Source organism: Geothrix fermentans DSM 14018 (assembly GCF_000428885.1).
Taxonomy (GTDB): domain Bacteria; phylum Acidobacteriota; class Holophagae; order Holophagales; family Holophagaceae; genus Geothrix; species Geothrix fermentans.
In genome coordinates, this window is sequence record NZ_AUAU01000022.1 from 39,843 (window position 1) to 64,319 (window position 24,477).

Here is a 24,477-nt window from a genome sequence, read left to right on the forward strand (position 1 = left end):
GGAGGGTGGACCATGGCCATCAAGAAGAAGCGCTACGCCCTCGTCATCGACTCCAGGAAATGCATCAACTGCAAGGCCTGTGTCGTCGCCTGCAAGGCTGAGAACAAGGTCCCCGTGGGGAACTTCCGCAATCGCATCAACGAGGAGCGGAAGGGCGAGTACCCCAAGCTGAGCATCAACTTCGAGCCGGAGCAGTGCCACCACTGCACGGACCCCTCCTGCGTCCGCGTGTGCCCCACCGGCGCCTCCTGGCAGCGCAAGGACGGCATCGTCCTCGTGAACTACGACGAGTGCATCGGCTGCCGCTACTGCATGATCGCCTGTCCCTACGACGCCCGCTACTTCAACGAGGAGGAGGGCGTGGTGGACAAGTGCACCTTCTGCAGCCACCGCGTGGACAAGGGCGACATCCCGGCCTGCGTGGAGACCTGCCCCTCCAAGGTGCGCGTCTTCGGCGACCTGGAGGATCCCACGAACCGGATCCACGAGCTGCTCTCCACGCGGCGCTACCGCGTGAAGGAACCCCAGACGGGCAACGGCCCCCAACTCTATTACCTGCTCTAGGAGGAAGCGATGCACGAGTTCAACTGGGGTCTCCTCATCGTCGTCTACCTCTTCCTGGGCGGCCTGTCCGCCGGGCTCTTCTTCGCCGCGGGCCTGGCCAACTACCTGACCGTCGACGACAAGCCCGTCTACGCCAGGGTCGCCCGCATGGGCGCCCTCCTGGCCCCCTGGCCCGTGGCCATCGGCTCCGGCCTGCTCATCCTCGACCTGGGCAACTGGTACCGCTTCTACAAGCTGTTCCTGCACTTCCGCTGGCAGAGCCCCATGTCCATCGGCTCCTGGCTGCTCACCGTCTTCACCCTCATCGCCTTCCTCTACCTCTTCGCGTGGCTGAAGGAGGATGAGCGCAAGTGGATCTTCAGCAAGATCCCCGCGACCTGGAAGCAGGTGCATCGGCTCAACGTCGACATCTCCTCCTGGCGCGAGAAGATCGCCATGGTGGGCTTCCCCTTCTCCATCGGGGTGGGCATCTACACCGGCGTGCTGCTGGGCGCCGTCTCGGCCCGGCCCTTCTGGAACACGAATCTCGTGGCCCAGATGTTCCTGTTCTCGGCCCTGTCCAGCGGCGCCGCGGCCCTGCTGCTCGCCATGATCCTGGACCGGAAGAACCCCATCGAGAAGCACGAGACCAAGTTCCTGGTGACCCTGGACGTGGTGTTCATCTCCCTGGAGCTGTTCATCATCCTGCCCTACATCATCCACGGCCAGCTCTCGTCCCAGGCCGTGAAGGACGCCCTGACCCTCATCCTGGGCGGGCCCTACACCGTGGTCTTCTGGGTGTTCTTCCTGTTCCTCGGCCTCCTGGTGCCCCTGGCCATCGAGGTCTACGAGCTCTTCCCCAGCATCTTCAAGGGCCGGGAGTTCCACGGCAGCCGCAACATGGCCCTCACCGCCGCGGGCCTCGTCCTCTTCGGCGGCTTCCTCCTGCGCTACATCTTCGTCTACGCTGGGCAGATGAGCAGCTTCCACCGCATGGGGATGCTCCAGTAGCCGTGGGTGATTCCCAAAACCACTGATCACCACCAAGACACCAAGTCACCAAGAACTGCATGAAGGACCATGTGCTTTTCTTGGTGTCTTGGTGTCTTGGTGGTGAGATTTTTTCTTCGCACACTCTTCCTGAGGAGGTGACTGCATGTCGCTCGCGCTCCTGGCGGACCTCGCCCAGATCCTTGCCGAAGCCTTCCTGGAGCCCGATGCCCGCCTGAAGGAGGGGCTGGAGCAGCTGCTCGACGGCTGCCCCAGCCCCTCCCTCGCGGCGCCCCTGGGCCGGATGGCAGCCTCCTGCCTCTCCCCGGAGGACCAGCCCGTGGAGTATGCCCGGCTCTTCCTGCACGCCCGGGACACGGACACGGTCCACCTCTTCGAATCCGTCCAGGCCCGGGGCCACCACCTGGCCCCCGAGGTCCTGGAACCCCTCAAGGCCATCTACGACGAGGCGGACATCAGCCTCCAGGAGGACCTGGCCATCCCGCCGGACCACCTGGGCCTCGAGCTGGCCTGCCTGGGCTACCTGCTGGGCCAGGTCCTCGAGGCGGACCCGGATGAGCGCCCGCGGTTCGTGGACCTGGCCCAGCGCCTGCTCCAGGACCATCTGAGCCCCTTCGTGACCCTGGTGGCCGAGCAGCTGCCCCAGGTGCAGGCCCACCCGTACTACCTGGCGGCCTCGGAGTTGGCTGCCGTCCTGGTGCGGGAAACAGGGAAGGCGCTGGGGGAAATCTAGGTAATCACCTGCTGGACAAAGGCTTGACCCGCCCCCAGCATGGAACCATGAGCGTCCCCACGACCATCCTCCTGGTGGATGACGAGCCGGGCATCCGGCGGTCCCTGGGCGAGGCCCTCAAGGATGAGGGCTACCACGTCGTGAAGGCCGAGCGGGGCGAGCAGGCCATCGACCTGCTCCACAACCCCGACGGCGAGGGCATCCAGCTCATGCTGCTCGATGTCTGGCTGCCGGGCCAGGACGGCCTGGAGACCCTGAAGCAGTCCAAGCAGGTGCGTCCCGACCTGCCGGTGGTGATGATCTCGGGCCACGCCAGCATCGACACGGCCCTCCAGGCCACCAAGCTGGGCGCCTTCGACTTCCTCGAGAAGCCCATCGACCTGGACCGGCTGCTGCTGGTGACGGGCAACGCCCTGCGCCAGTCTAAGCTGGAGCGCGAGAACCTGCGGCTCCAGGCCGAGGTGGAGGGCGGGCGCTTCTTCCTGGCGGACAGTCCCGCCATGAAGCGCCTCATGGCCGACGTGGCCCTGGTGGCGCCCACGGAGGGCCGGGTGCTGCTCACCGGCGAGAACGGCAGCGGCAAGGAGGAGGTGGCGCGGCTCATCCACCAGCAGAGCGCCCGCAGGGAGGCCCCCTTCGTGGAGGTCAACTGCGCCGCCATCCCCGAGGAGCTCATCGAGAGCGAGCTGTTCGGCCACCAGAAGGGCGCCTTCACCGGCGCCGTCCGCGACCAGAAGGGCAAGTTCCGCGAGGCGGACGGCGGCACGCTGTTCCTCGACGAAGTGGGCGACATGTCGCTCAAGACCCAGGCCAAGGTCCTGCGCGCCCTCCAGGAGGGCCGCGTGGAGCCCGTGGGCGGGGGCGGCGCCGTGGGCGTGGACGTGCGCGTCGTCGCCGCCACCAACAAGGACCTGGCCGGCGAGATCACCAAGGGCCGCTTCCGCGAGGACCTCTACTTCCGCCTCGCCGTGGTGCCCCTGCGCATCCCGCCCCTGCGCGAGCGCCCCGAGGACATCCTGCCGCTCGCCGAGGCCTTCATCAGCCGCATCGGCCGCCAGTACGGCCGCCCGCCCAAGCACCTGGGCCCCGAGGCCAAGGACACCCTCCTGCGCCACGACTGGCCCGGCAACGTGCGCGAGCTGAAGAACCTCATGGAGCGCGCCGTCATCCTGGGCCGCGGCGCCGAGATCGGCCCCCGGGACCTGGGCGCCCTGGCCGCCCGGCACCTGGTGGAGACCGATCCCTTCTCCTTCCCCGAGTTCCCCAGCCTCCGCGAGGCCCGCGACTGGTTCGAGGGCCAGTACCTCCAGCGCGAGATGAAGCTCCAGAGCGGCAACATGACCCGCGTGGCCGAGCGCGTGGGCATGGACCGCTCCAACCTCTACAAGCGCCTCAAGGCCCTGGGCATCGAGCCCAGGGAGAGCTGACATGAGGGCTCACCACGGAGACACCGAGGTCACTGAGAAAAGAGCACGGAGAATATCTGTCTTTCTCCGTGTTTCCCTCTGTGTTCTCCGTGTCTCCGTGGTGAATCCTTCGCACGGTCTCTCCCACGGAGGCAGGCCGTGAGCGACAAGAAGTGGTTCAAGATTGGCGAGGCCGCTTCCATGATCGGTGTCTCCCCCAAAGATCTGCGCTACTGGGAGGAGGTCGTCCCCGACATCAAGCCCCGGCGCAGCAAGGGCAATCTCCGCTACTACCACGTGGACGAGCTGCCCCGCCTGAAGCGCATCAAGGCCTGGCTGGCCGAGGGCCTCACCGTGGCCGACTGCGCCGAGCTGCTGGCCCACGGCCACCTCGTGCAGCGCCTGGACCTGGGCCTCGACACCGACGAGCTGCCCGCCGCCCCCGCCGCGAAGCCCAAGCCCACCATCCCCCGCCTCCTGCGCACCAGCTCCGACCTCCAGCCCGTCCTCAAGTCCGTGCGGGCCCTGTACGAGCGCCTGTCCCATCCAGTCAAACCTTGACCTGAGGCCCCACCCGGTCTAGAGTCAATGGTTCACGGCGCGTGGCGCAGCCTGGTAGCGCACTACCTTGGGGTGGTAGGGGTCGGAGGTTCGAATCCTCTCGCGCCGACCAAAACACCAGAGGGGCCCTCGAAAGAGGGCCCTTCTGGTGTTTTGACCCATCGGGTCGAGAGGATTCGAACCTCCGAGTGGGACCGCCCGAGGCGTGCCTAGATGGCACGCCGAAGCGGGACCGGCGGCTGGCGTAGCCAGACGCGTTCGAATCCGGCCCTGGTGTGACGGTGCCAAATACGGGGCACGGCCAACCTCCGAGTGGGGTCGCGGGGGCAGCGCGCTGCGCTGTCGGGAGCGAGACCGGCGACTGGCAAAGCCAGGCGCAGTTCGAATCCCACCCTGGCGTGCCGATTCCAAATACCGAGCACGGCCAAACTCCAACCGGAACCACTCGAACACCGCCTACGGTCTCACCGCCAGCCGCAGCGCCAGGCCCATGTCGGCGGTGTTCTCGTTGTGGGTGATGTTGTTGATGTAGCTGAAGGTCAGGGCGGTGCGCGGGCCGAGGCGGACGTGCATGCCGAGGTCGTGGACCACCGAGGGTCTGTCCAGGGTGGCGCCCGGCCCCTGGGAGGTGAGGCCGTCGTGATAGACGAGGACCAGGAACGGCCTCACCCGGGACCAGCCGTGCCACTCCCAGCCCAGGTGGCCGGCGATCTGGTCCTTGATGAGGAAGGGATTCTGGCCGTTGCCGCCCTGGATGTTGCGGCGGAGGTAGGCTCCGCCTCCGTTCACGACCTGGTTCGGCGAGATCCGCCACTGGAAGGTCAGGCCGGCGCTGGAGTCCCAGTCCGACCGGAACCTCCCGTCGAACCGGGTGGCGGGGATCTTCAGGACCCCGAGGAGGCCGACCGTCAGCCGGGGCCGCTCATAGATCCGGTGGAACACGGTCAAGGCGGGGTCCACCGGGTGGAAGCGGACCGGTTCCTGCGAGAAGTAGACCACCCGGCCCTTCTGGATGATGGCCATGGTGAGCTGATCCCGGGCGATGGCCCCGCGTCCACTCTGCTCGAACCCGAGCTTGTGGAACCCCTCGATGAGCCCGTCCAGGAAGCCGCCGTCGATGCTCTCCCAGCCCAGAGTCAGGGCCACGTCCGTGTCCCGGGTCAGGCCGTAGCGGAAGTCGAGCTCCGTCCGCTGGACTTCGCCATCGAAGAAGAAGAGGAGGGGCTCATTCGGCAGGGAGGCGGCGAACTGGGTGACGCCCGCCGGTTCCACACGGATCCTGCCGGACGGGTCGCTTCCCAGCCGGTCCTTGATCAGGTCCGAGAACTCGAAGGTGTTGGAGCGGGTCACCTGGAATGCGAAGCGCCACTGGCCCTTGCCCACCGGCATCGGGCTGGTGGGCCGGTAGGTGATGGGAACCAGGTTCAGGGGGAAGAGGTCGCGGGTCAGCGGAGGGCCCGGGTCGGGCCAGGTGTCCTCCGCCGGAGCAGCGGCCGGCGCCTGGGCGGAGACAGGGCACGAGGCCAGGAGACCGAGGGCCAGTGCGAGGTTCCAGCGCATGAGCGCTCCATGGAAAGATCGAAACGGGCTGCAGGGAGATCCGGGGCCCATCCGTCCAGGCGAGGGCTGGAGGTGGATGGATATCATGAAACCCATCATGGAAGCCACCGCCACCGACACCCGAACCGCCCTGCTCCAGGCCGCCCTGGTCTGCTTCGCCGACCATGGGTTCGACGGCAGCAGCATGCGGATGATCGCGGACAAGGCCGGGCGGCCCCTGTCGCTCCTCTCGCACTATTTCGGCAACAAGGAAGGCCTCTACCTCGAGGTGTTCAAGTACATCCTCGAGACGCCCATGCAGGCCTCAGGCCCTGAGGCGGACGGCGGCCCCCTGGACCGGCCCGGGGCCATCCGGCTGCTGAGGGAGCAGATCCACCTGATGTTCGACCGGGCCGCACCGGGCACGGACGTGCGGCTGCCCCTCCAGGAGTTCAGGGCCCGCCTGTGGATGCAGGAATTCCGCTCGCCCCGGCCGAGCCTCCACGCGCTGTTCAGGCAGTACGTCGGCCCGGCGGTGGACGCGATCCGCAGCTGCATCCGCGTGCTCCGCCCGGACCTGAACGAGGCCCAGGTGGCCTTCCTCGGCATCACGATCATGGGACAGGTGGTGGGGCACGGGATGATGTCGGGGCTCAACAAGGTCCTGTGGGGCGACCATCCCCCCTTCGGCAGCCCCTTCCAGGAGGCGGAGCTCCTCGTGGAGTTCTGCCTGGGCGGGCTCCTCGCGCCGGGACAGGCCCACTGACAGCCCGCCCGTCCCGGACGCCTTCACAGGGTAGAATTCCGGTCAGAGGTGGATGTCGTGCCAAGCCAGGAACGCCTGCCTGACCCGGGAGGGGAGCCTCGCGGGGCCTCCCAGCCCCCCGTGCTGGACCAGGTCTACCTCGCCGCCTGCCTCAGGGGGGGGCTGACGGCTCCGAAGCTGCTCCAGATGGCCGACCTGTTCGAGCTCCGCATGGAGGAGGACCGCCTCGCCATGCGGGAGGCCCTGGAAGCCGGAAACCTCGATGGCGTGGGCGCGGCCGCGCACCGCCTCAAGGGCTCCGCAGGCAGCCTGGGCCTCCAGGGGATCCGAGCCTGCGCCGCGGGCATCGAGGAGGCCGCGAAGACGGGCCGGCAGGCGGCCTGCCGGTCCGCCCTGGCGGCGCTGCCGGCGGTCTGCGCGGACGTCCTCCGCACCTTCCGCGCCCACCTGTGTGGCTAGGAGACCGGCTCTCCAAGGATCCCCAGGATCACCCGCCGGATCTCATCGGGTCCACAGCGGCCCTTGATGAAGATGTGGGCGAACCCCGGCGGCGCCGCATCGTCGCCTGCATAGAGGAGCACGGGGAAGGTGTCTCCGCAGGCCTCGCGCAGGGCCGGCAGCAGCTCGGGCCCGGCACCGTCGGGAAGGCGGCCATCCAGGACCGCCAGGGCCCAATCCCCCCCCGGGAGGCGCTCCCGGGCCTCGGCCAGGGTCCGGGCGCGATCCACCCGCGCCACGCCCTCCAGGGCTTCCGCCAGGAGCCCGCACACCACATCGTCGTCCTCCACGTGCAGGATGGCGCGGAGCGCGCCCTGGGGCGCCTGCGCGAGGGCGCGGCCGGCGGCGGGGAGGTCCAGGCGGAACACGGTGCGGCCGGGACGGGACTCGAACTCGAGGGCGCCTCCCATGGCCTCCGCCAGGGACCTGGAGATGGACAGCCCCAGCCCGCTCCCAGGCTGCTGATGCGGCCCCCCGGCCTGGGCGAACTCCCGGAAGATGCGGGCCTGGAAGGCCTCGGGGATGCCGGGGCCGTGGTCCTCCACGGCCAGCGTCCAGCCCCGGGGGGAGGGCTGGATGGCGAGGACCACGGCCTCTCCCGGCGGGCTGTACTTCACGGCGTTGGACAGCAGGTTCACGAGGATCTGGACCACCCAATCCGTGTCCGCCAGCACCTCGGCCCCCTCGGGCACGGGGCCCGCCGCCAGCGCGACGTCGAAGGACTCGCGGTAGGTCCGGACCGCCTCCCGGGCCTGGTTCACGAGGAGGTCCAGGCGGCTGGCCCGCACCGAGGGCACCATGCGGCCCTGCCGGGCCTGGCCCAGGATGTCGTCCACCATGCGGGCCAGCCGCACCGCGTTGGCGTGGGCCAGCGCCGCCAGCTCCCGGGCCCGGGCGGGCATCCCGGCCTGGCTCAGCAGAAGCTCGAGGCTGCCCCGGATGCTCGACAGGGGCGTCCTCAGCTCGTGGCTGGCGGTGTGGAGGAAGCGCTCCTTGGCCCGCTCCGCCTCGCGCCGGGCCGATACGTTCCGGACGATGCCCAGCGCCTGGCCGGGCCCGCAGGGCACGAGGCGGACCTCGAAATCCCCCTCCCGGCCCCCGAGGGCCAGCCGGTACTCCACGGTCCGCGCCTCCCCGGTGCCCAGCACCTCGCCGAGGGCCTGGAGCCCTGCGGCCGCCTCCGCCGGGGGCAGGAACTCGGCCAGGCGGCGGCCCGCCGCCGGCCCGCCGGATCCGGGGAAATCCAGGGGATCCCGGGTGATGACCTCCAGGCAGACGCCCTCGCGGTCGAGCCGCAGCAGGAGGTCCGGGAGGGCCTCCAGCAGGAGCCGCGAGTGGCGCCACCGGCCGGGCCCATCCTCCGGCGCGCTCCCCGGAGCGCCCCGGACCAGCTCCATCTCGGCCCAGGCCGCCATGTCCATGAGGAAGGCCGCATCCGCGGGCGAGAAGGCGCGGGGGACCCGGTCCACCACGCAGAGGGTGCCCAGGGGTGCGTTCCCGGGGCCCCGCAGTGGCACGCCGGCATAGAAACGCACGAAGGGGGGGCCCACCACCAGGGGATTGTCCGCGAACCGCTCGTCCCGCAGGGCATCCTCCACCAGGAGCGGTCCGCTGGCGAGGATGGCGTGCCCGCAGAAGGAGACATCGCGCGGCGTCTCGGCCGCCTCCAGCCCGTACCGGGACTTGAACCACTGGCGCGAAGCGTCCACCAGGCTCACCAGGGCGATGGGGACCCCGAAGAAATGGGCGGCGGCGCGGGTGATGCGGTCGAAGCGCTCCTCGGCCGGGGTGTCGAGGACCCGCAGGCTCCGCAGCACCTCCAGACGGAAGGATTCATCGGGCGGGAGCGGCGGCGTCTGCATAGGGCGGGAGGACGGGATCCCCATCGGAGTCCCTAACGATACCCCGCGGCACCACCTGAGGTGAGGAGGGCCGGGGCATCCGGGGGCCTCCGCGGGTTTTTGCGGTACCCTGGAGGGAACCCGTGGAGACCGGACGGGGGTCCGGTGCCGCACCTCCCCGCCAGGATTCCATGTACTCGATCCTGCTCACCGAAGACGATCCGGTCACGGCGATGATGGCCGAGGACCTCCTGAAGGCGCGCGGTTGCTCCGTCCGCTGGGCGGAGACAGGCTGGGAGACGCGGACCTGCCTCGACCAGGCGGGCTACGACGCGCTGATCATGGACCTGGGCCTCCCGGATGCGGACGGTTTCGAGCTGCTGCGGGAGCTGTCCTTCCAACATCCGAACCTGCCGATCCTCGTGATGACCGCCCTCGACGACGCGGCCTCAGCCATCAAGGCCCTCCGGAACGGCGCCACGGACTACCTCACCAAGCCCGTGGCACCCGACGTCCTGTTCGACGGCCTCTCGGCGGCCATCCAGCACAAGGCCGAGGTCCGGACCGTCCAGGAGGACGAGCGCCAGCGGCAGCGCTACTCGGACCTGGGGCAGCTGGCCTCCTCCTTCGCCCATGAGGTCCGCAACCCCCTGGCCTCCATCCGGACCCTCTGCGAGCTCCTCAACCAGGACCTCCAGCCCGGCCCCCAGCTGGAGTGCGTGGAGCGCCTGCAGAAGCTGGCCCTGCGCATCGAATCGCTCATGAAGGTCTTCCTCGACTTCAGCCGCCCCTCCGTGCCCTCGCCCCGGCTCATCGACGTCAGGGCCATGGCCTACCGCTCCGTGGAGAGCCTGGAGGCCCGCCTGCGCCCCTTCGGAGCCGGCCCCGTCCTCGCCTTCCCCTCGGAGGGGCTCACGGTCTACGCTGACGAGGTGCAGACCGTCAGCATCCTCGTGGCCCTGCTGGAGAACGCCCTGGACGCCGTCAAGGACCCCGCGCGCATCCGGATCGAGGCCTCCTCCGGCTCCACCCACCGGGGCCAGGCCTTCACGAGCATCCGCGTCTGCGACGACGGCCCGGGCATCCCCGCCCACCTGCTGCCCAAGATCTTCTCGCCCTTCTTCTCCACCAAGCCCAAGGGCACCGGCATCGGGCTGGCCATCGCCCACCGCCTGGCCCTCGAAAACCACGGCAGCCTGGTGGCCACCTCCATCCCCCAGCAAGAGACCAGCTTCTTGCTCTCGCTCCCACGGGAGGCCCCTCGTGCCCAGGGTGCTGTTGACGGAAGATGACGACGACCTGGCCTTCGCGCTTACGCGGTTGCTGAACCAGCGCGGGTACGACGTGGCCTGGGCCGCCACCGCCGCCCAGGCCCGGGCCACCGCGGCCAAGGCCGACCACGACCTCGTGGTGATGGATCTGGGCCTGCCGGACGAGGATGGCCACGACCTCCTCCGCGGCCTGCTGGCCGGGGATCCCACCATCCCCGTCCTCGTCCTCACCGCCCGGGACGAGGCCGCCTCCGCCATCAAGGCCATCCGCCTGGGCGCCACGGACTACCTCACCAAGCCCGTGGAGTCGGAAACCCTCTTCTCGAGCCTGGCCGCGGCCCTGGAGCAGAGCACCCTCCGGCGCAGCCTCGAGGCCATGCGCCGCCAGTCCATGGAGGGCGAGGGGATCGTGGGGTCCGCCCCGGCCTTTCAGCGCGCCATGCGCGCCCTCGGCCAGGCCGCCGGCGCCGCCCACGCGCCGGTGCTCATCACCGGGGAGACGGGCACCGGCAAGGAGCTGGCCGCGCGCTTCGTCCACCGCGCCAGTCCGCGCAGCGGAGGCCCCTTCGTGGTGCTCAACGCCGCCTGCCTGCCCAAGGAGCTGGTGGAATCCGAGCTGTTCGGCCACGAGGCCGGGGCCTTCACGGGGGCCAAGGCCGGGCGCCGCGGGCTCTTCGAGCTGGCCTCCGGCGGCACCCTCTTCCTCGACGAGATCGGGGAGCTGCCCCTGGACCTCCAACCCAAGCTGCTGCGGGTGATCGAGGGCCATCCCTTCCGCCGGGTGGGCGGGGAGCGGGAGATCCGCGCGGACGTCCGCATCGTGGCCGCCACCCACCGGGAGCTCGCGGCCTTCGTGGAGGCGGGCCAGTTCCGGCAGGACCTCTACTTCCGGCTGAAGGTCCTGGGGATCCACCTCCCTCCCCTGCGGGAGCGGGTGGAGGACATCCCGCTGCTGGTGGAGTGCTTCCTGTCCAAGTTCCGGGAGACCATGGGCACCGCTCCGCCGGCCTGCTCCGGCGAGGCCATGGCCGCCCTGGCCCGCTACCGGTGGCCCGGGAACATCCGCGAGCTGCGCAACGTCATCGAGCGGGCCATCATCCTCACGCCGGGGCCCGCCATCCGGATCGAGGACCTCCCGCCGGAGATCGCCGGCCCGCCGGCGGCCTCGGCCAGGCCGGCTCCCCAGGAGAGCCTGGAGGACATCCTCCAGGGCCGGATGGTGGAGGCCTGGGAGAACTCCGGGCGGAACCTCAGCCAGACGGCCAGGACCCTCGGCGTGACCCGGGTGACCCTCCGGTCCTGGCTCCGCAAGGCGGGGGCCTACCCGGTCAAAGACTGATCACCTGGATAATTAATGATCCAGGCCGGGCCCATGCGGGGCCCTTATCCGGCACCCAACCCGCCCGATATGTTCAATTGAAAAAGACACTCCACTTGGCGTCCCTGTTGCTTTGCATGGGGCATGGCAAGTGTCTTGATGGTTGACGATGAAGAGGATCTCCTTTGGTCGGTGTCCAAGCACTTCGCGCGTGAACGCCCGGCCGTGGATTTCAGGATCAGCTCCAACCCCATGGAGGCCTTGGACCTCCTGCGCGTGGAGCGCATCGACGTCCTGATCACGGACTTCCAGATGCCGGCGGTGAACGGCATCGAGCTCATGGTCGAGGCCCAGAAGATCCGCCCGGACCTCTCCGTCATCTTCATCACCGCCTTCGGCAGCGCCCAGATGCGGTCCGAGATCGACCGCCGGGGGGCCTTCAGCTTCATCGAGAAGCCCTTCGCCCCCAAGGCCCTCATCGACGAGGTGGACCTGGCCCTCCAGTCCAACCGGGGCGGCTTCACCGGCTCCCTGAAGCTGGGGTTCGTGGACCTGGTGCAGCTGTACGCCTCCACCCGCTCCACGGGCTGCCTGACCGTGCGGCTGGGCCGGCAGACCGGCCGGGTCTGGCTCCGGGAGGGCCAGATGGTCCACGCCGAGCGCGAGAAGACCACCGGGGCCCAGGCCGTCTACGACCTCATCGCCTGGAAGGGCGGCATCTTCGACATGCAGGAGGGCGCCCAGGCCCCCATGCAGACCATCCGCGAGAGCACGGCCATGATCCTCCTGGAGGGGCTCCGGCTGCGCGACGAGTACCTGCATACGGCCGCCCAGGATGCGCCCGAGCCCAACCACGAGGAGGCGCCGGTCCGCATCCCCCCTGTCCTGGTGCCCCCGGCCCCGGTGCCCGCGGCCGCCCCGCCCGCCGCCGGCGCCGGGGAACTGACTCTGGCCGGCGCGCTGCTCCTGTCCACCGAGCCCGCCTCCCCCCTGGACACGCCGGAAGTCCTCCGCCTCCATGAAGAGGCGATCATGATCCACGCCGTGATCCGGGAGCGGGTGGAGCGCGCCCTGAAGCTGGTCGAGGCCGGCATCCACGTGCCCGTCTCCTCCTACCAGCAGGAGGCAGACCTCCTCCTGGGCGCCGCCAAGCCCAGCGCCGAGAGCGCCCCCGCCGCCTCGCCGGACCGCCACACGGCCCCCGCCGACGATCCGGTGGTCCGCGTCCTCGGGGAGCTGGAGGACCGCTACGCGAACAACGCGGAGGAACTGGCCAAGGTCCACGCCATCACGGTCCACGCCGACAGCGTCGAAGTCGGGGGCCTGCGCCTCCGCCGCCGCAACGAGACCGCCGAGCCGAGCCACAAGGACGGCATCTACGACTTCAACGGGAACACCCTGTTCACTTGGCACGCGGCCATGAAGCTGTTCGGGACCCGCATCCCCTCGGACGACGAGTGGGGAACCATCTTCGAGGCCATCCCGGGGCTGAGCGACAACAGCCGCCTGGCCAACGGCCAGGCCATCCTGGAGATCCCCTTCGTGGGGCACCGGAACCCCTACGGCGACTTCCTGAACCCCGAGGACGAGTCCAACCTCTGGTCCTCCACGCCGGACGGCAACGTGAAGGCCCGGTGCTGGTACCTCCTCCGGAACTTCCGCGTGGTGACGCGGTACTCCAACTCGAAGATGTACTCCTTCTCCGTGCGCACCAAAGCCCAATAGCGGCCTAATAGCCGAACCTGCTTATCGCCCAAGCTCAGCCCCATGTTCGCAAGATGAAGGCTGGAGCCGGAGATGACGGAGAAACGGCCTCAGGTCCACAGATTTCACAGATTCACACAGATTGAAAACGGGGCTGCGGCTGATTTGGGGGTGCAGCTTCGCAAGCGTGGGCTCCATGGTGCGCCAGGGTCGCGCTCTTTTTGGGGTGCGCGGCCCTGGCGCCTCCCATGACCTCCGGCAACGCCGGAGGCCGCCTTCGGCGGGCCCACGCATGGTGGGTCGAGCCCCCTTGCGCTCTCCGCGCGCCCGAAGGGCGGTCTCTGCGCCCTCTGCGTTCCGCTTTTCTGGCTGAGGCTCACCGATAATTAGGTGGCCGAGAGCCGGGCGGTCAGCCCCGCCGCCCCCGCCGTACGGTATCCAGGATGGCCCGCGGCAGCGTGGGGAGCGGCACGACGGCATCCACCCCGCCCCGCTCGATGGCCTCCTTCGGCATGCCGAAGACCACGCAGCTGGCCTCGTCCTGGGCGAGGTTGTGGGCTCCGGCGCGCTTCATGGCCAGCATGCCGTCGGCGCCGTCGTCGCCCATGCCCGTCATGATCACCCCGACGGCGTTGGACCCGGCCGCCCGGGCGGCGGAGTGGAAGAGCACGTCCACGCTGGGACGGTGCCGGGAGACCAGGGGGCCGTCGCTCACGTGGACGACGTAGCGGCCGCCGGACCGGGCCACCTCCGTGTGGCGGTTCCCGGGGGCGATCAGGGCCCGGCCCGTGAGGATGCCGTCGCCGTCCTCGGCCTCCTTGACCTCGATCCGGCAGAGCTCATTCAGGCGCTTGGCGAAGGCCGCCGTGAACATCTCCGGCATGTGCTGGACGACCACGATGCCCGCGCAGTCCACGGGCATGGCCGAGAGCAGCTCCCGGAGCGCCTCGGTCCCCCCGGTGGAGGCCCCCACCACCACCACCTGGTCCGTGGTGGTCCCGAGGGTCGGGGTCCCTGCCGGCCGTTCCTGGGCGGGGGCCGGCCTGCGCCGCCGCAGGCGCGAATGGGCGGCGGCACGGACGGAATCGATGACCTGCGTGGCGGATTCGTGGAGGAAATCCCGGACCCCGAGCTGGGGCTTGGTGATGACCGCCAGGGCCCCCTCCTCGAGGGCCAGCATGGCGGCCTCGGCGCCGCGCGCCGCCAGGCTCGAGCAGATCACCACGGGCAGCGGATCCTCCGCCATCAGGCGCCGCAGGAAGGTGATCCCGTCCATGCGCGGCATCTCCAGGTCCAGGACGATGACATCCGGCCGCGCCGTCTGCATCTTCTGGAGGGCGAAGATGGGATCCTGCGCGGTCGTCACGCGCATGTCCCGTTCCCCGCCCAGGATGGATGTGAGCGCCTGCCGGACCACGGCCGAATCATCCACCACCAGGACCTGGATCGGGGTGTGTCCGATGCTGCGCTGGAACTCTGCCATGGTGCTCCACCCTGCCTGCGTGACCCAGGCGTGGCCTGACTGAATAGAGGTACGTGACTCGACGGCGCGAATCAAGTGGATACGCACGTCTTCCCGGCTTATCGGCGGCCGCGCCCCGCGCCTGAATCCGCGCTCAGCGCAGCCGCGGCAGCTTCTGGCCGCTGAAGTAGGTGGACTGGAGCGGGGCGTAGATGGTGGGGCCCACGCTGCGGGCCCGCTCGGTGAGGCCGTGGAGGCTTTCCGCATGGCCGAGGAACAGCAGGCCCGCCGGCGAGAGGTGGGCCAGCAGCTCCTCCACCACGTTCACCTTGGTGGCGGCATTGAAGTAGATGAGCACGTTCCGGCAGAAGATGAGGTCGAACCCGCCCGGCACGGGATAGGGCCGGCTGTTGAGGTTCATCCTGGAGAAGGTGACGAGGGAGCGGATTTCCGGCCCTGCCTTCATCTTGCCCTGCTCCGGGCCCGTCCCCTGGAGCATGAAGGCCTTGAGGTAGGGCGTGGGGATCTCCTCCGCCTTCTCGATGCGCCAGACCGCATCCTTGGCGCGCTGCAGGACGCGGGTGGACAGGTCCGTGGCCAGGATCTCGATGGACCAGCCTTCCGAGGCCGGAAGCTGGTCCAGCAGGAGCATGGCGATGGAGTAGGGCTCCTCCCCGGTGGAGCAGGCGGCGCTCCAGATCCGGATGGACCGCGAGCGCGTCCCGGCCCGCGCATCTTCCATCCACCTCGGCAGCACCCGGGTCTTCAGGAACTCGAACTGGTGGGGCTCCCGGAAGAAGTGGGTCTCGTTGGTCGAGATCCGGTCCAGCATCTCGATGCGCTCGGCCTCGTCCTTCTGCACGGCCTTGAAGTAGTCGCCGTAGGTGGCGAGGCCCAGGGCCCGCAGCCGGGAGTGGAGACGGCCGCCCAGGAGGGCCTGCTTGTGGTCCGCGAGGAAGATCCCCGATTCCCGGTGGATCAGGTCCTGGAAGGCGCGGAACTCATCCTTCCTGAGCGGGTGTTCCCCGGCGGCGTCCGGGGCGGGGTTCCGCGGCTTGTCCATGGTCGGCGGCGGCCTCAGTCGCCCTGCCGGGCCCCCGCGCCTTCCGGCGCCGCCTCGGCGGCGGCCTGGCCGGCGATGGCGGTGACCGAGGAAAGCTCGGAGGGGGACAGGGCCTTGTCGATGTCCAGGACCATGACGAACTTCTTCCCGGACCGGCCCATCCCCAGCAGGTACTCCAGCTTGACCTTGGTGCCGAAGTCCGGGGCGGGCTCGATCTGCTCCTGCGGGAGCTCGACCACCTGGCTGATCGAATCCACGATCACCCCCATGGTCGTCTTCTCCTCCCCTTGGACCACCTCCACGATCACGACGCAGGTGCGCTTCGTGACCTCGCGCTCGGGGAGCCCGAACTTCAGGGCCAGGTCCACCACGGGCACCACGGAACCGCGCAGATTGATCACACCGCGCACCGTGGGAGGGGCGCCGGGCACCTTGGTGACTGTCCCGTATTCCAGGATCTCCCGGGCCTTGAGGATCTTCACCGCGAACTCCTCGTCCGCGATGAAGAACGACAGGTACTGGCTGTGGTCCTCGTTGGCCAGGTTGGCCAGGACGTTCGTGTCCATCGGCGCCTCCCTCAGAACCGCTTGAAGTGCTGGTCCTGCCCGAAGCCCACCGCGGGCTTCAGGGACCTGGCGGCCAGCGGAGCCGGTTCCGGATGCAGGTAGTGCGCGGCGGGAGCGGGCCGTGACCCGGCATCCTCGTTGGCCACCTTGAAGAACGCCACCAGCTGCTGGAGGGCCTCCGCCTGGGAGGACAGCTCCTCCGCCGTGGAGGAGAGCTCCTCCGCCGCCGAGGCGTTCCGCTGGGTGACCTGGTCCACCTGGGTCATGGCCTTGTTCATCTGCTTCACGCCGCTGGCCTGCTCACGCGACGTGGCCGCCACCTCCTGGACCAGCTCGGCGGTCTTCCGGATGGCGGGGACGAGTTCCTTGAGCTGCTCGCCGGACTTGATGGCCATGCCCACGCTGCCCCCGGCCACCTCGTTGATCTCCTTGGCCGCCGTCTGGCTCCGCTCGGCGAGCTTGCGGACCTCGGTGGCCACCACGGCGAAGCCCCGGCCGTGCTCGCCCGCCCGGGCCGCCTCGATGGCGGCATTGAGGGCCAGTAGGTTGGTCTGGTAGGCGATCTCCTCGATGATCGAGATGCGCTCGGCGATGGTCTTCATGGCCTCGACGGTCCTCTCCACGCTCTGGCCGCTCTCGTCGGCGTCCCGGGCGCTCTGCATGGCCATCTGCTCGGTCTGGCGGCTGTTGTCGGCGTTCTGCTCGATGGAGCTGCTCAGCTCCTCCAGGCTGGCGGTGGTCTCCTCCACCGACGAGGCCTGCTCGCTGGTGCCCTGGGAGAGCCCCTGCGAGGTGGAGGAGACCTGGGCCGCGGCCGAGGCCAGCGCGTTGGCGCCGGTTCTCACCTCGCCGATGGTCTGGGACAGGTTCTCCACCATGCGGTTGAAGGCGGCGCCCATCTCGGCCAGCTCATCCTTGCCGGACACATCCACCTTGTCCCTCAGGTCGCCCTCGGCCATCTTGCGCATGCCGTCGGCCACCCGGAGCAGGGGGACGGAGATGCCCCGGGAGATCCGCCAGGCCACCACCAGGGCCGCGACCACGGAGATGATCGTGACCAGCAGGACCATCCGGAGCACGGCCTGGGAGAAGCCCTGCATCTGCTGGGCCTTCGCGGCCATCTCCTTCTCATGCCTCGTCATCGCCTTTTCCGCGGTGGCCTCGAGCCGGTGGATGGCATCTTTGTAGGTATCTGCGGCCTTGTTCAGCTCCTGCGCGGTCTTGAAGAGGCCCATGTCGATCTGGGGGAGCACCCGCTCGAACTCCGTGGAGTAGGTACCGAGGTCCAGGCGGATGGACCGGACGGCCTCCTTGTCCTCGCTGGCCTCCAGTCGTTTATCCACCTGGTCGAGGTTCTCGACCAGAGAGGCGTGGGTCTCTTTCCACTTCCGGACGAAGCCCTCCCGCTTCCCCGCATCCTCGAACTGGAGGAAGGCGTCCTTCTCGTAGCGGCGGAGGTTGAGGGCGTCCGTGCCGATGTTCGTGAAACCCTCGGCGAGGGCGTACTCATGGCTCAGGATGCTGTTGGCTTCCCGGCTGAGCTGGTCGACGGCATTGTTGGAAACCACGGCCACGGCCACAAGGAGGGTGGCGATGGCGCCGAACGCCAGAAACAGCTTTGTCCTGATCTTCAGGTCTCGAATCGAGGGCATGGAGAACTCCTTTACTTAACAAACGGACGGAAGGGTCTGGGACTGAAGGGGAAAGTGGACCTTCGGGTTGGCAGTGTCTCAGGGCGCCTCGGATCGGGCCGCGGTGCGGGCCACCACCTCGCGCAGGAGGGCGGGGACATCCAGGATCATGGCGACCCGGCCGTTGCCCAGGATGGTGGATCCGGAGATGCCGATGGCGTTCTTGAACAGGTTGTCCAGCGGCTTGATCACGGCCTGGCACTCGCCCTGGAGGCCGTCCACTGCGATGCCCGCCCGGCCCTCCCCGTGGCGCACCACCACGATCTTCTGCCGGCCTTCGCCGCCTCCGCCGAACCCGAAGAACGCCGTGAGGCCCACATAGGGCATGGGCTCGCCCCGCAGGTTGAGCACGCCGGAGCCCTCGGTCTCGCTGCGCTGGTCCGCGGGCAGGTCCACGCACTCCACCACCGCGTCCAGGGGGAGGACGTAGGACTCGTCCCCGGCGGTGACGCCGAACCCTTCGATGATCGCCAGGGTCAGGGGGAAGCGCAGCGTGAAGGTGGTGCCCCGGCCGGGAACGCTCTTCACCGTGATGGTCCCGCGCAGGCGCTCGACGGCGCGGCGCACGATGTCCATGCCGATCCCGCGGCCGGAGAGGTCCGTCACCTTGGCGGCCGTCGAGAAGCCCGGCTCGAAGATCAGGTCCTGGAGGTCCGCGTCGCTGAGCCGGTCGACCTCCTCCACGCCGCCCCACTTCCGGGCCTGCGCGACCAGCTTCTCCCGGACCATCCCGCGGCCGTCGTCGGCGACTTCGATGATGACGAAGGCGGCCTCATGGCGGGCCCTGAGGCTGATGTGCCCGCAGGACGGCTTGCCCGCGGCGCGCCGTTCCACCCCGTTCTCGATGCCGTGGTCCACGGCGTTGCGGATGAGGTGGATGAGGGGCTCCCGCAGCTGCTCGACCACGGCGTTGTCGACTTCCACCTCGCTGCCCTCGATCGCCAGGTCGATCTCCTTGGCGGTCTGGAGGGCCAGGTCCCGCACCGCCCGGGTGTAGCCCTGGAAGAGGGTGCCCACCGGCACGAGCCGGGCCTGCATCACGTGCTCCTGGAGCTCGTTGAAGAGCCGGTCCAGGTCCCGGTGCGCGTCCTGCACCGCCGCGGCCTTCGCCCCGGTGAGCGCGGCGAGCTGGGTATCCAGCCGTCCGCGGCTGATGGCCAGCTCCCCGACCAGGTCCAGCATCCGGTCCAGCTTGGCCACCTTCACCCGCAGCGTCCGGGCCGAATCCCGGGCGCGGGACCGCCGCTCGGCCCCGGGCTGGGGCTCCTGCCCGGCAGGTTCCGTCCCGCCGGAGGCGCCCTCCAGCTCGCCCAGGAGGCCCCGGGCGGCCGCCGGCAGCAGGCTCGGATCCTCGGCCCCGGCCAGTCCCCGGAGGATGTCCACGGAGCGCAGGAGGATGGTGGCCAGGGCGGGCGTGAAGGGCTGGGTCCCGCCGGCGATCTTCTCCAGCAGGCTCTCCAGCCCGTGGGCGAACTCCGTCATGGCCGTGTAGCCCACCATGGAGGCGTCGCCCTTGATGGTGTGGGCGATCCGGAAGATGGTCTTGGCCAGGGCCTGGTCGCCGGGCTGACGCTCCAGCTCGATCAGGGCGCCCTCGAACTCGCTCAGGTGCTCGCCGGTCTCGGCGAAGAAGGTCGCGCGGATGGCATTCAGGTCGATCTCCATGCGGCCTCCTAGAGCGTCTTCACCAGGACCGAACCGTCCTGGGTCAGGAAATGGATCTTCCGGCCGCGGGATCCCTCCACGTCCTCGCCCACCACGGGGATGTCATGCGCCGCCAGCCGCTCACGGGCCACCAGCACGTTCTTCAACCCCAGATGCACGGATCCGGGGGCCGCGGCGGAGCCCAGCACGCAGGCCCCTCCGAAGAGCTTGGCCTGGAGCCGCTGCCGGGCCCCGCCCGCGCGGAGCACCGCCTCGATCAGCAGGTCCGTGGCCGAGTCGCCGTAGCGCGCCGAGCCGGGATCCATGGCCGGATGGTGGGCCAGCAGGAAGTGGTTCATGCCCCCGGCGCGGGTGAGGGGGTCCCACAGGCAGACCGCCACGCAGGAACCCAGGATGGTGGTCACGGTACAGGGCGTGGGCGAGGCGAACAGGTGCCCCGGATGCAGGTACACGGAGGTCCCCGCCCCGGCCTCCCGGGCGGCTTCCGCCGGGATTCCCGCCCCGGTTCGGATCACTGGACCCCCTTCACCTGCTCCTGGAGCTTCACCCGGTAGAGCGCCATGGCCGCGTTGGCGGCCAGCAGGTCGAAGATCTCCCGGTCCAGGGGCTCGATGCCCGACTTCTGGGGGAGCAGGCGGTACATGGCCACGGCCCCCACGGCCTCGTCGCCGACGCTCATGACGACGCAGGCGGTGGGCCGGGAGAGGTCCAGCTCGTCCACGCTGAGGACCGCCGGGTCGGTCACGTGCAGCCGCCGCGACTCCAGGTGGCCGGCCAAGGGACTCTCCGGGGTGGCCATGCGGGCCAGAAAATCCTCCGGGAGGCCCATGGAGCTGCACACCTTCCAGGCGCCGCCATGGTCCGGCTCCAGCAGGGCGAACTCCTCGCAGCCCACCAGGTTGATGACGATCTCCCGGATGGCGTCCACGATCTCGGCCCGGTCCAGGGCCCCGTTGAGGCGGTAGCTCGCGACGTAGAGGTTCGCGAGGTTGGTGTTCTGCTGCTCGATGGCCAGCTGCTGCTCGGTGGACTTGAGGTTCGCGTTCACCTGGGCGGTGAGGCGCTCCCGCAGCGTGCTCATCTCGGTCAGCTGCTGGGTGACCCCGGCCTCCAGCTCCTCCACCCGCTTCCGCAGGGCGATGCGCTCGCACTCGAGGGTGGCGACCAGCTCCCTGAGGCTTTCGTTGTCCTCCCGCAGCCGCCGCTCGTACTCGCGGGTCTCCTCCAGCACGCGCCGGACATAGGACTCTTGATTGGGATCGTTGGCCACAGGGGAGCTCCAGGGATCGACTTCGGGTTCCGGGACAGGCGGGGCGCTTCCGGGCCTCAGGACCCGATCAGGTTGTTGATCTTGCTCAGCAGCTCGGAGCCGTTGATGGGCTTGGTGACGTAGTCGTTGCAGCCCGCCGTGTAGCCCGTCTCGATGTTCACGCCCTCGCCGCGCGTGGTGACCATGATCACCGGCGTGTCCTTGATCTCCTCGTGGGCGCGGATCTCCCGCAGGGCATCGAACCCATCCATGCGCGGCATCATCACGTCCATGAGGATCAGGTCGGGGCGCTCCTTCACGGCCGTCTCGAACCCGGCTTCCCCGTCCCGGGCGATGAGGATGTCGAAGGGACTGTTCCTGAGGATCATCTGCTCGACCATGAGCACGGTGCTGGAGTCATCGACGAGCAGGATTTTCTTCCGTTGAGTCATGGGGCTCCCCAAAAGGACGGTGGACCGGGCGATGGAAAGCCACGCCCTGGCCGTTCACAAACCAGATGCAACCTTGGGTACCGCTAGCAATTCGATCGCCAATTCCCACGATCGAACTAATTGCATATTTGAATAGATTTGTATAACACGGCATGAAACGCCCGGTCGGGGCCAAGATCAGAATCTGTCCATGGCGGTCAATGATTGACCAGCCCACTTCAGCCCTGGGCCGCCTCCAGCCGGGTGACCAGGCGCTCCAGGTGGGAGCTGAGGGCGTCGATGGGATCCGGCGTCTCGTGCCGACCGCGCTCCGAGCGCACCCAGCGCCGCAGGAGGGCCAGGGTCTGGGGGTCCCGGACGCCCAGCTTCTTGGTGGACTGGATGAGGATCTTGGCCAGCCGGATCCGCCCCGGGGCCGCCCCCTGGGATTCCTGCAGCTGCTGGCTGAGGCGGAAGGCCTCCTTGGCCACCATGAGGTCGTGGCTGATGAGCGGCGAGCGGGCGTTGATGCGGCCCAGGAAGTCCTCCAGATAGGCGAACAGCTCCTCCACCAGTTCGACCCCGCTGACCAGGGCGAACTCCAGGTCACTCTGGGCGTCAAGAATCCGACCGAAGGCGGCGGTCAGCCTGTCCATCTCGGAGCGGTCCCGGGCCCGGATGAGGAAGAACTCGGGGCTCCGCCGGAAGGCCGTCACGTGGTTGTGGGCCTGGAAGAGGGTGAGCGAGAGCCGCAGGTAGTCCTTCTCCCGCACCTGCCCCCGGAGCCTCGGCAGGAGGCGGGCCAGCTGCTCCCAGAGCCGGTAGAGCCGCTGCCGCAGCTGGTCCCCCTCGTCCTTCAGCGTCGGCGAGTTCGGGAACATGCTCTGGCGGATCTCCGGCGAGAAGAGCTTCACCAGGTCGGCCATCAGCTGCCGCTGGTGGTTGATGAGCCCGCTCTTCAGGTGGTCCAGAGTCAGGGCGAGGTTGTCCGCATCCCCCTGGGCCAGGGCCTCGTGCAGGAGCTCGTAGGTGGTGTTCTGGTCTTGGCAGAGGGTCAGCACCGCCTGCCGGAGGAAGGCCGCCAGCAGCAGGGTGTCCTCGGCCCCCTCCGGCAGCCCCGCCAGGGCCTGCACCTGGCCCAGCTGCTCCGCCAGGCGCCCCAGCTCGTGCTCCACGACGAAGTAGGTGGGCACGGCGGCGTACCGCTCCTGCTCGGACATGTTGCCCGCCCCGGGGATGGGGTCCACCAGGCCCAGGATGGTCAGGTGGGAGGCCAGGCTGTGGGCCAGCAGGCGGAAGGCCTTGGGCTGGGAGCCGCGCACGCCCTTGAGGGTGGCGCGCACATCCTGGGTGAGCATGGACTCCAGCCGCCGGTCGTCGAACCGCGGCAGCGACCAGCCCAGGTGGTTCCAGAGCCAGGTCAGGCTCCCGCGGATCTGGGCCAGGGCGCCCCAGTTGATGCCCTGGTCCAGGGGCCACATGAGCACCAGGCGGAGCGTGTCGAGCACATGCTGGACCAGCAGCAGGGGCTCCACCCGCGAGAGGGTCTCGGCGGGGACGAACGTCTCTAGCAGGTCCACCAGGCGGTGGATGGCCTCGATGGGCCGGCCGTCCGCATCCTGCAGGGCCCGGTTGAGGGTCTTCATGTGGCTGTTGAGGCTCGCGACCCGGTCCTCCCCGCCCGGCCCGTCCGCGAGGACGCTGAGCATCTCCTTGAAGCTGTCCCGCCGCTCCTGGACGAAGGCCGCCCAGTCGTCCAGGAGCTGGAAGGAGTCCTCGGGCCCGAAGGAGGTGGCCATGGTCCGGAGGGAGGCGATGAAGTCCAGCAGGTAGACCACCCAGGCCGGCTCCTCGTGGGTCTGGAGGACTTCGGCGTTGGCCTCCTGGGCGATGGCCTTCAGCTCGTTCAGGCTATGGGAGAGGACCTGCCCCATGGCCACCCGCTCCTTCCCGGGCTTGGGGCCGGAGAAGTGGTTGAGGAAGACCAGGAAGAGCCCCAGGGAGCGCTGGAGGCGGACCAGCTGTGGGGAGTCGGCGGCCGGGGAGGGCTGCCTGGACCCCGAGTCCAGCAGGGGCCCCAGCTCCCCCTCCGTGTACTGGAGGATCTCCTTGAGCAGCTGCAGGTCCTGCTGGGACAGGGCCTTGCCCCGCACCAGTTTCCGGGCCTGGATCAGGGGGCTGGATTCTCGCTCCATTGAGGAGGACATGGCCAAGAGGATAACCCGCTTCGCCGGCCCCCCCCACGAACAGCCCCGTCACCGCCCGCCCACCATCGGCACGAAGCGCACGGGGAGCACCGCCTGCCGCCGCATCCCCGTGGCCGTCCTCCGCAGGAGGTACAGTTCCTGGGCCCCCCACTGGGAACCCACCGGGATGATCATGCGGCCCCCGGGCCGGAGCTGCTCCACCAGGGCCCGGGGCACGTCCTCGGGCGCGCAGGTCACGATGATGGCGTCGAAGGGGGCGGCCTCGGGCCAGCCCCGGTGGCCGTCCCCGGCGCGGACCTTCACGTTCCCGTAGCCCAGGCGCCTCAGGTCCCCCTCCGCCCGCCGCGCCAGGGGCTCCACGATCTCGATGGTGTAGACCTCCGCCACCAGCCCCGCCAGCACGGCGGCCTGATAGCCCGAGCCCGTCCCCACCTCCAGCACCCGGTCGCCGGGCTTCGGCTCCAGGGCGGCGGTCATGAAGGCCACGATGTAGGGCTGGGAGATGGTCTGGCCGTAGCCGATGGGCAGGGGCCAGTCCTCGTAGGCCTCCCCCCGCTGCCCCTCGGGGACGAACTCGTGCCGGGGCACCCGGCCCATGGCCTCCAGCACGCGGGGATCGGCCACGCCCCGGGCCAGGATCTGCTCCCGCACCATGCGCGCCCGGGCCTGGGCCAGCACCTCATCCGCCACCGGGGCGGCCGGCCGGGCCGGTTCCGGGTCACAGCCCCCGAGGGTCAGCATCAGGGCCACTCCAAGCTGCCTCCGCATGGGTACGAGGGTACTTCTCCCGGACGCTCGCGCCAGCGCGGATCCCCGGCGAGCCGGGGATCCGCGTGGGGCAACACCGCATGTCTAGGTGTAACTGCCAAGGAGGTTGTTCATCCGGGTTGAGCTGGGAAGCTGTTGTTACCACACAGCGGCTTTCGCAGAGGCAACCCGGATGAACCTCCAC

At 69.3% G+C, this 24,477-nt stretch carries 22 protein-coding genes and 1 tRNA gene; 11 read left to right on the forward strand and 12 right to left on the reverse strand.

What is annotated here, in order from left to right; genetic code table 11:
* Window positions 1-12: 12 nt before the first annotated feature.
* The 6 genes from G398_RS0108270 to G398_RS0108295 all read left to right on the forward strand — a co-directional run bounded on the left by G398_RS0108270 (window position 13) and on the right by G398_RS0108295 (window position 4,366).
* Window positions 13-564, forward strand: coding sequence for a 4Fe-4S dicluster domain-containing protein (locus G398_RS0108270; RefSeq protein ID WP_026853253.1), 552 nt, complete (start codon window positions 13-15; stop codon window positions 562-564).
* 9 nt (window positions 565-573) lie between these two features.
* On the forward strand, window positions 574-1,554 hold the full coding sequence (gene nrfD / locus G398_RS0108275) for an NrfD/PsrC family molybdoenzyme membrane anchor subunit (RefSeq protein ID WP_026853254.1): 981 nt from the start codon (window positions 574-576) through the stop codon (window positions 1,552-1,554).
* A gap of 145 nt (window positions 1,555-1,699) precedes the next feature.
* Entirely contained in the window at window positions 1,700-2,287 is a 588-nt protein-coding gene (locus G398_RS0108280) for a TorD/DmsD family molecular chaperone (protein ID WP_026853255.1), read from the forward strand.
* Between the two features lie 47 nt (window positions 2,288-2,334).
* The gene (locus G398_RS0108285; RefSeq protein ID WP_026853256.1) at window positions 2,335-3,714 is read left to right on the forward strand and encodes a sigma-54-dependent transcriptional regulator; all 1,380 of its coding nucleotides are present in this window, start codon (window positions 2,335-2,337) and stop codon (window positions 3,712-3,714) included.
* Between the two features lie 138 nt (window positions 3,715-3,852).
* Entirely contained in the window at window positions 3,853-4,254 is a 402-nt protein-coding gene (locus tag G398_RS19555; RefSeq protein ID WP_052571690.1) for a helix-turn-helix domain-containing protein, read from the forward strand.
* Window positions 4,255-4,289: 35 nt separating this feature from the next.
* A tRNA-Pro gene (locus G398_RS0108295) sits at window positions 4,290-4,366 on the forward strand.
* Between the two features lie 344 nt (window positions 4,367-4,710).
* On the opposite strand, the gene G398_RS0108300 is transcribed toward G398_RS0108295, so the two are convergent.
* Complete coding sequence (locus G398_RS0108300; protein WP_026853257.1) at window positions 4,711-5,814, reverse strand: DUF3187 family protein; 1,104 nt, start codon at window positions 5,812-5,814, stop codon at window positions 4,711-4,713.
* A gap of 85 nt (window positions 5,815-5,899) precedes the next feature.
* Here G398_RS0108300 and G398_RS20740 point away from each other — a divergent pair, with 85 nt between their 5' ends.
* Window positions 5,900-6,559 carry a TetR/AcrR family transcriptional regulator gene (locus G398_RS20740; RefSeq protein ID WP_169720633.1) on the forward strand — a complete coding sequence of 220 codons (660 nt, stop codon included), beginning with the start codon at window positions 5,900-5,902 and terminating at the stop codon, window positions 6,557-6,559.
* 57 nt (window positions 6,560-6,616) lie between these two features.
* A complete protein-coding gene (locus G398_RS17195; protein ID WP_157492335.1) occupies window positions 6,617-7,018 on the forward strand; it encodes an Hpt domain-containing protein in 402 nt (133 codons plus the stop codon).
* Here G398_RS17195 and G398_RS19560 read toward each other — a convergent pair.
* The gene (locus tag G398_RS19560; protein ID WP_084512287.1) at window positions 7,015-8,943 is read right to left on the reverse strand and encodes an ATP-binding protein; all 1,929 of its coding nucleotides are present in this window, start codon (window positions 8,941-8,943) and stop codon (window positions 7,015-7,017) included. The two genes, G398_RS17195 and G398_RS19560, sit on opposite strands and share 4 nt — an antisense overlap.
* Window positions 8,944-9,089: 146 nt before the next feature.
* On the opposite strand from G398_RS19560, the gene G398_RS0108320 reads away from it, so the two are divergent.
* From G398_RS0108320 to G398_RS0108330, 3 genes are all read left to right on the forward strand, one after another.
* Entirely contained in the window at window positions 9,090-10,190 is a 1,101-nt protein-coding gene (locus tag G398_RS0108320) for a hybrid sensor histidine kinase/response regulator (RefSeq protein WP_026853259.1), read from the forward strand.
* Complete coding sequence (locus G398_RS0108325) at window positions 10,162-11,508, forward strand: sigma-54-dependent transcriptional regulator (RefSeq protein WP_026853260.1); 1,347 nt, start codon at window positions 10,162-10,164, stop codon at window positions 11,506-11,508. The genes G398_RS0108320 and G398_RS0108325 overlap by 29 nt, the downstream gene beginning before the upstream one ends.
* A 138-nt stretch (window positions 11,509-11,646) precedes the next feature.
* Window positions 11,647-13,212 (forward strand): DUF4388 domain-containing protein, encoded by a 1,566-nt coding sequence (locus G398_RS0108330; protein ID WP_281173072.1) that lies wholly within the window; start codon window positions 11,647-11,649, stop codon window positions 13,210-13,212.
* Between the two features lie 388 nt (window positions 13,213-13,600).
* Here G398_RS0108330 and G398_RS0108335 read toward each other — a convergent pair whose 3' ends face one another.
* The 10 genes from G398_RS0108335 to G398_RS17210 form a co-directional block, all read right to left on the reverse strand.
* Entirely contained in the window at window positions 13,601-14,674 is a 1,074-nt protein-coding gene (locus G398_RS0108335) for a protein-glutamate methylesterase/protein-glutamine glutaminase (RefSeq protein ID WP_052571693.1), read from the reverse strand.
* A gap of 133 nt (window positions 14,675-14,807) precedes the next feature.
* Window positions 14,808-15,716 (reverse strand): CheR family methyltransferase, encoded by a 909-nt coding sequence (locus G398_RS17205; RefSeq protein ID WP_052571694.1) that lies wholly within the window; start codon window positions 15,714-15,716, stop codon window positions 14,808-14,810.
* Between the two features lie 14 nt (window positions 15,717-15,730).
* A complete protein-coding gene (locus tag G398_RS0108345) occupies window positions 15,731-16,282 on the reverse strand; it encodes a chemotaxis protein CheW (RefSeq protein WP_052571695.1) in 552 nt (183 codons plus the stop codon).
* An 11-nt stretch (window positions 16,283-16,293) separates the two neighbouring features.
* Window positions 16,294-17,934 carry a methyl-accepting chemotaxis protein gene (locus G398_RS0108350; RefSeq protein ID WP_026853264.1) on the reverse strand — a complete coding sequence of 547 codons (1,641 nt, stop codon included), beginning with the start codon at window positions 17,932-17,934 and terminating at the stop codon, window positions 16,294-16,296.
* Window positions 17,935-18,012: 78 nt separating this feature from the next.
* Window positions 18,013-19,638, reverse strand: coding sequence for a chemotaxis protein CheA (locus tag G398_RS0108355; RefSeq protein ID WP_026853265.1), 1,626 nt, complete (start codon window positions 19,636-19,638; stop codon window positions 18,013-18,015).
* Window positions 19,639-19,646: 8 nt separating this feature from the next.
* A complete protein-coding gene (locus G398_RS0108360) occupies window positions 19,647-20,153 on the reverse strand; it encodes a chemotaxis protein CheD (RefSeq protein ID WP_084512291.1) in 507 nt (168 codons plus the stop codon).
* Window positions 20,150-20,908: a hypothetical protein gene (locus G398_RS0108365; protein WP_026853267.1), complete on the reverse strand. Its 759-nt coding sequence runs from the start codon at window positions 20,906-20,908 to the stop codon at window positions 20,150-20,152. Before G398_RS0108365 ends, G398_RS0108360 begins: the two co-directional genes overlap by 4 nt.
* A 56-nt stretch (window positions 20,909-20,964) precedes the next feature.
* Window positions 20,965-21,339: a response regulator gene (locus G398_RS0108370; RefSeq protein WP_026853268.1), complete on the reverse strand. Its 375-nt coding sequence runs from the start codon at window positions 21,337-21,339 to the stop codon at window positions 20,965-20,967.
* 218 nt (window positions 21,340-21,557) lie between these two features.
* Window positions 21,558-23,525, reverse strand: a complete 1,968-nt coding sequence (locus G398_RS0108375; RefSeq protein ID WP_157492336.1) for a hypothetical protein — start codon at window positions 23,523-23,525, stop codon at window positions 21,558-21,560.
* A 48-nt stretch (window positions 23,526-23,573) separates the two neighbouring features.
* A complete protein-coding gene (locus G398_RS17210) occupies window positions 23,574-24,266 on the reverse strand; it encodes a protein-L-isoaspartate(D-aspartate) O-methyltransferase (protein WP_157492337.1) in 693 nt (230 codons plus the stop codon).
* Between the last annotated feature and the right edge of the window lie 211 nt (window positions 24,267-24,477).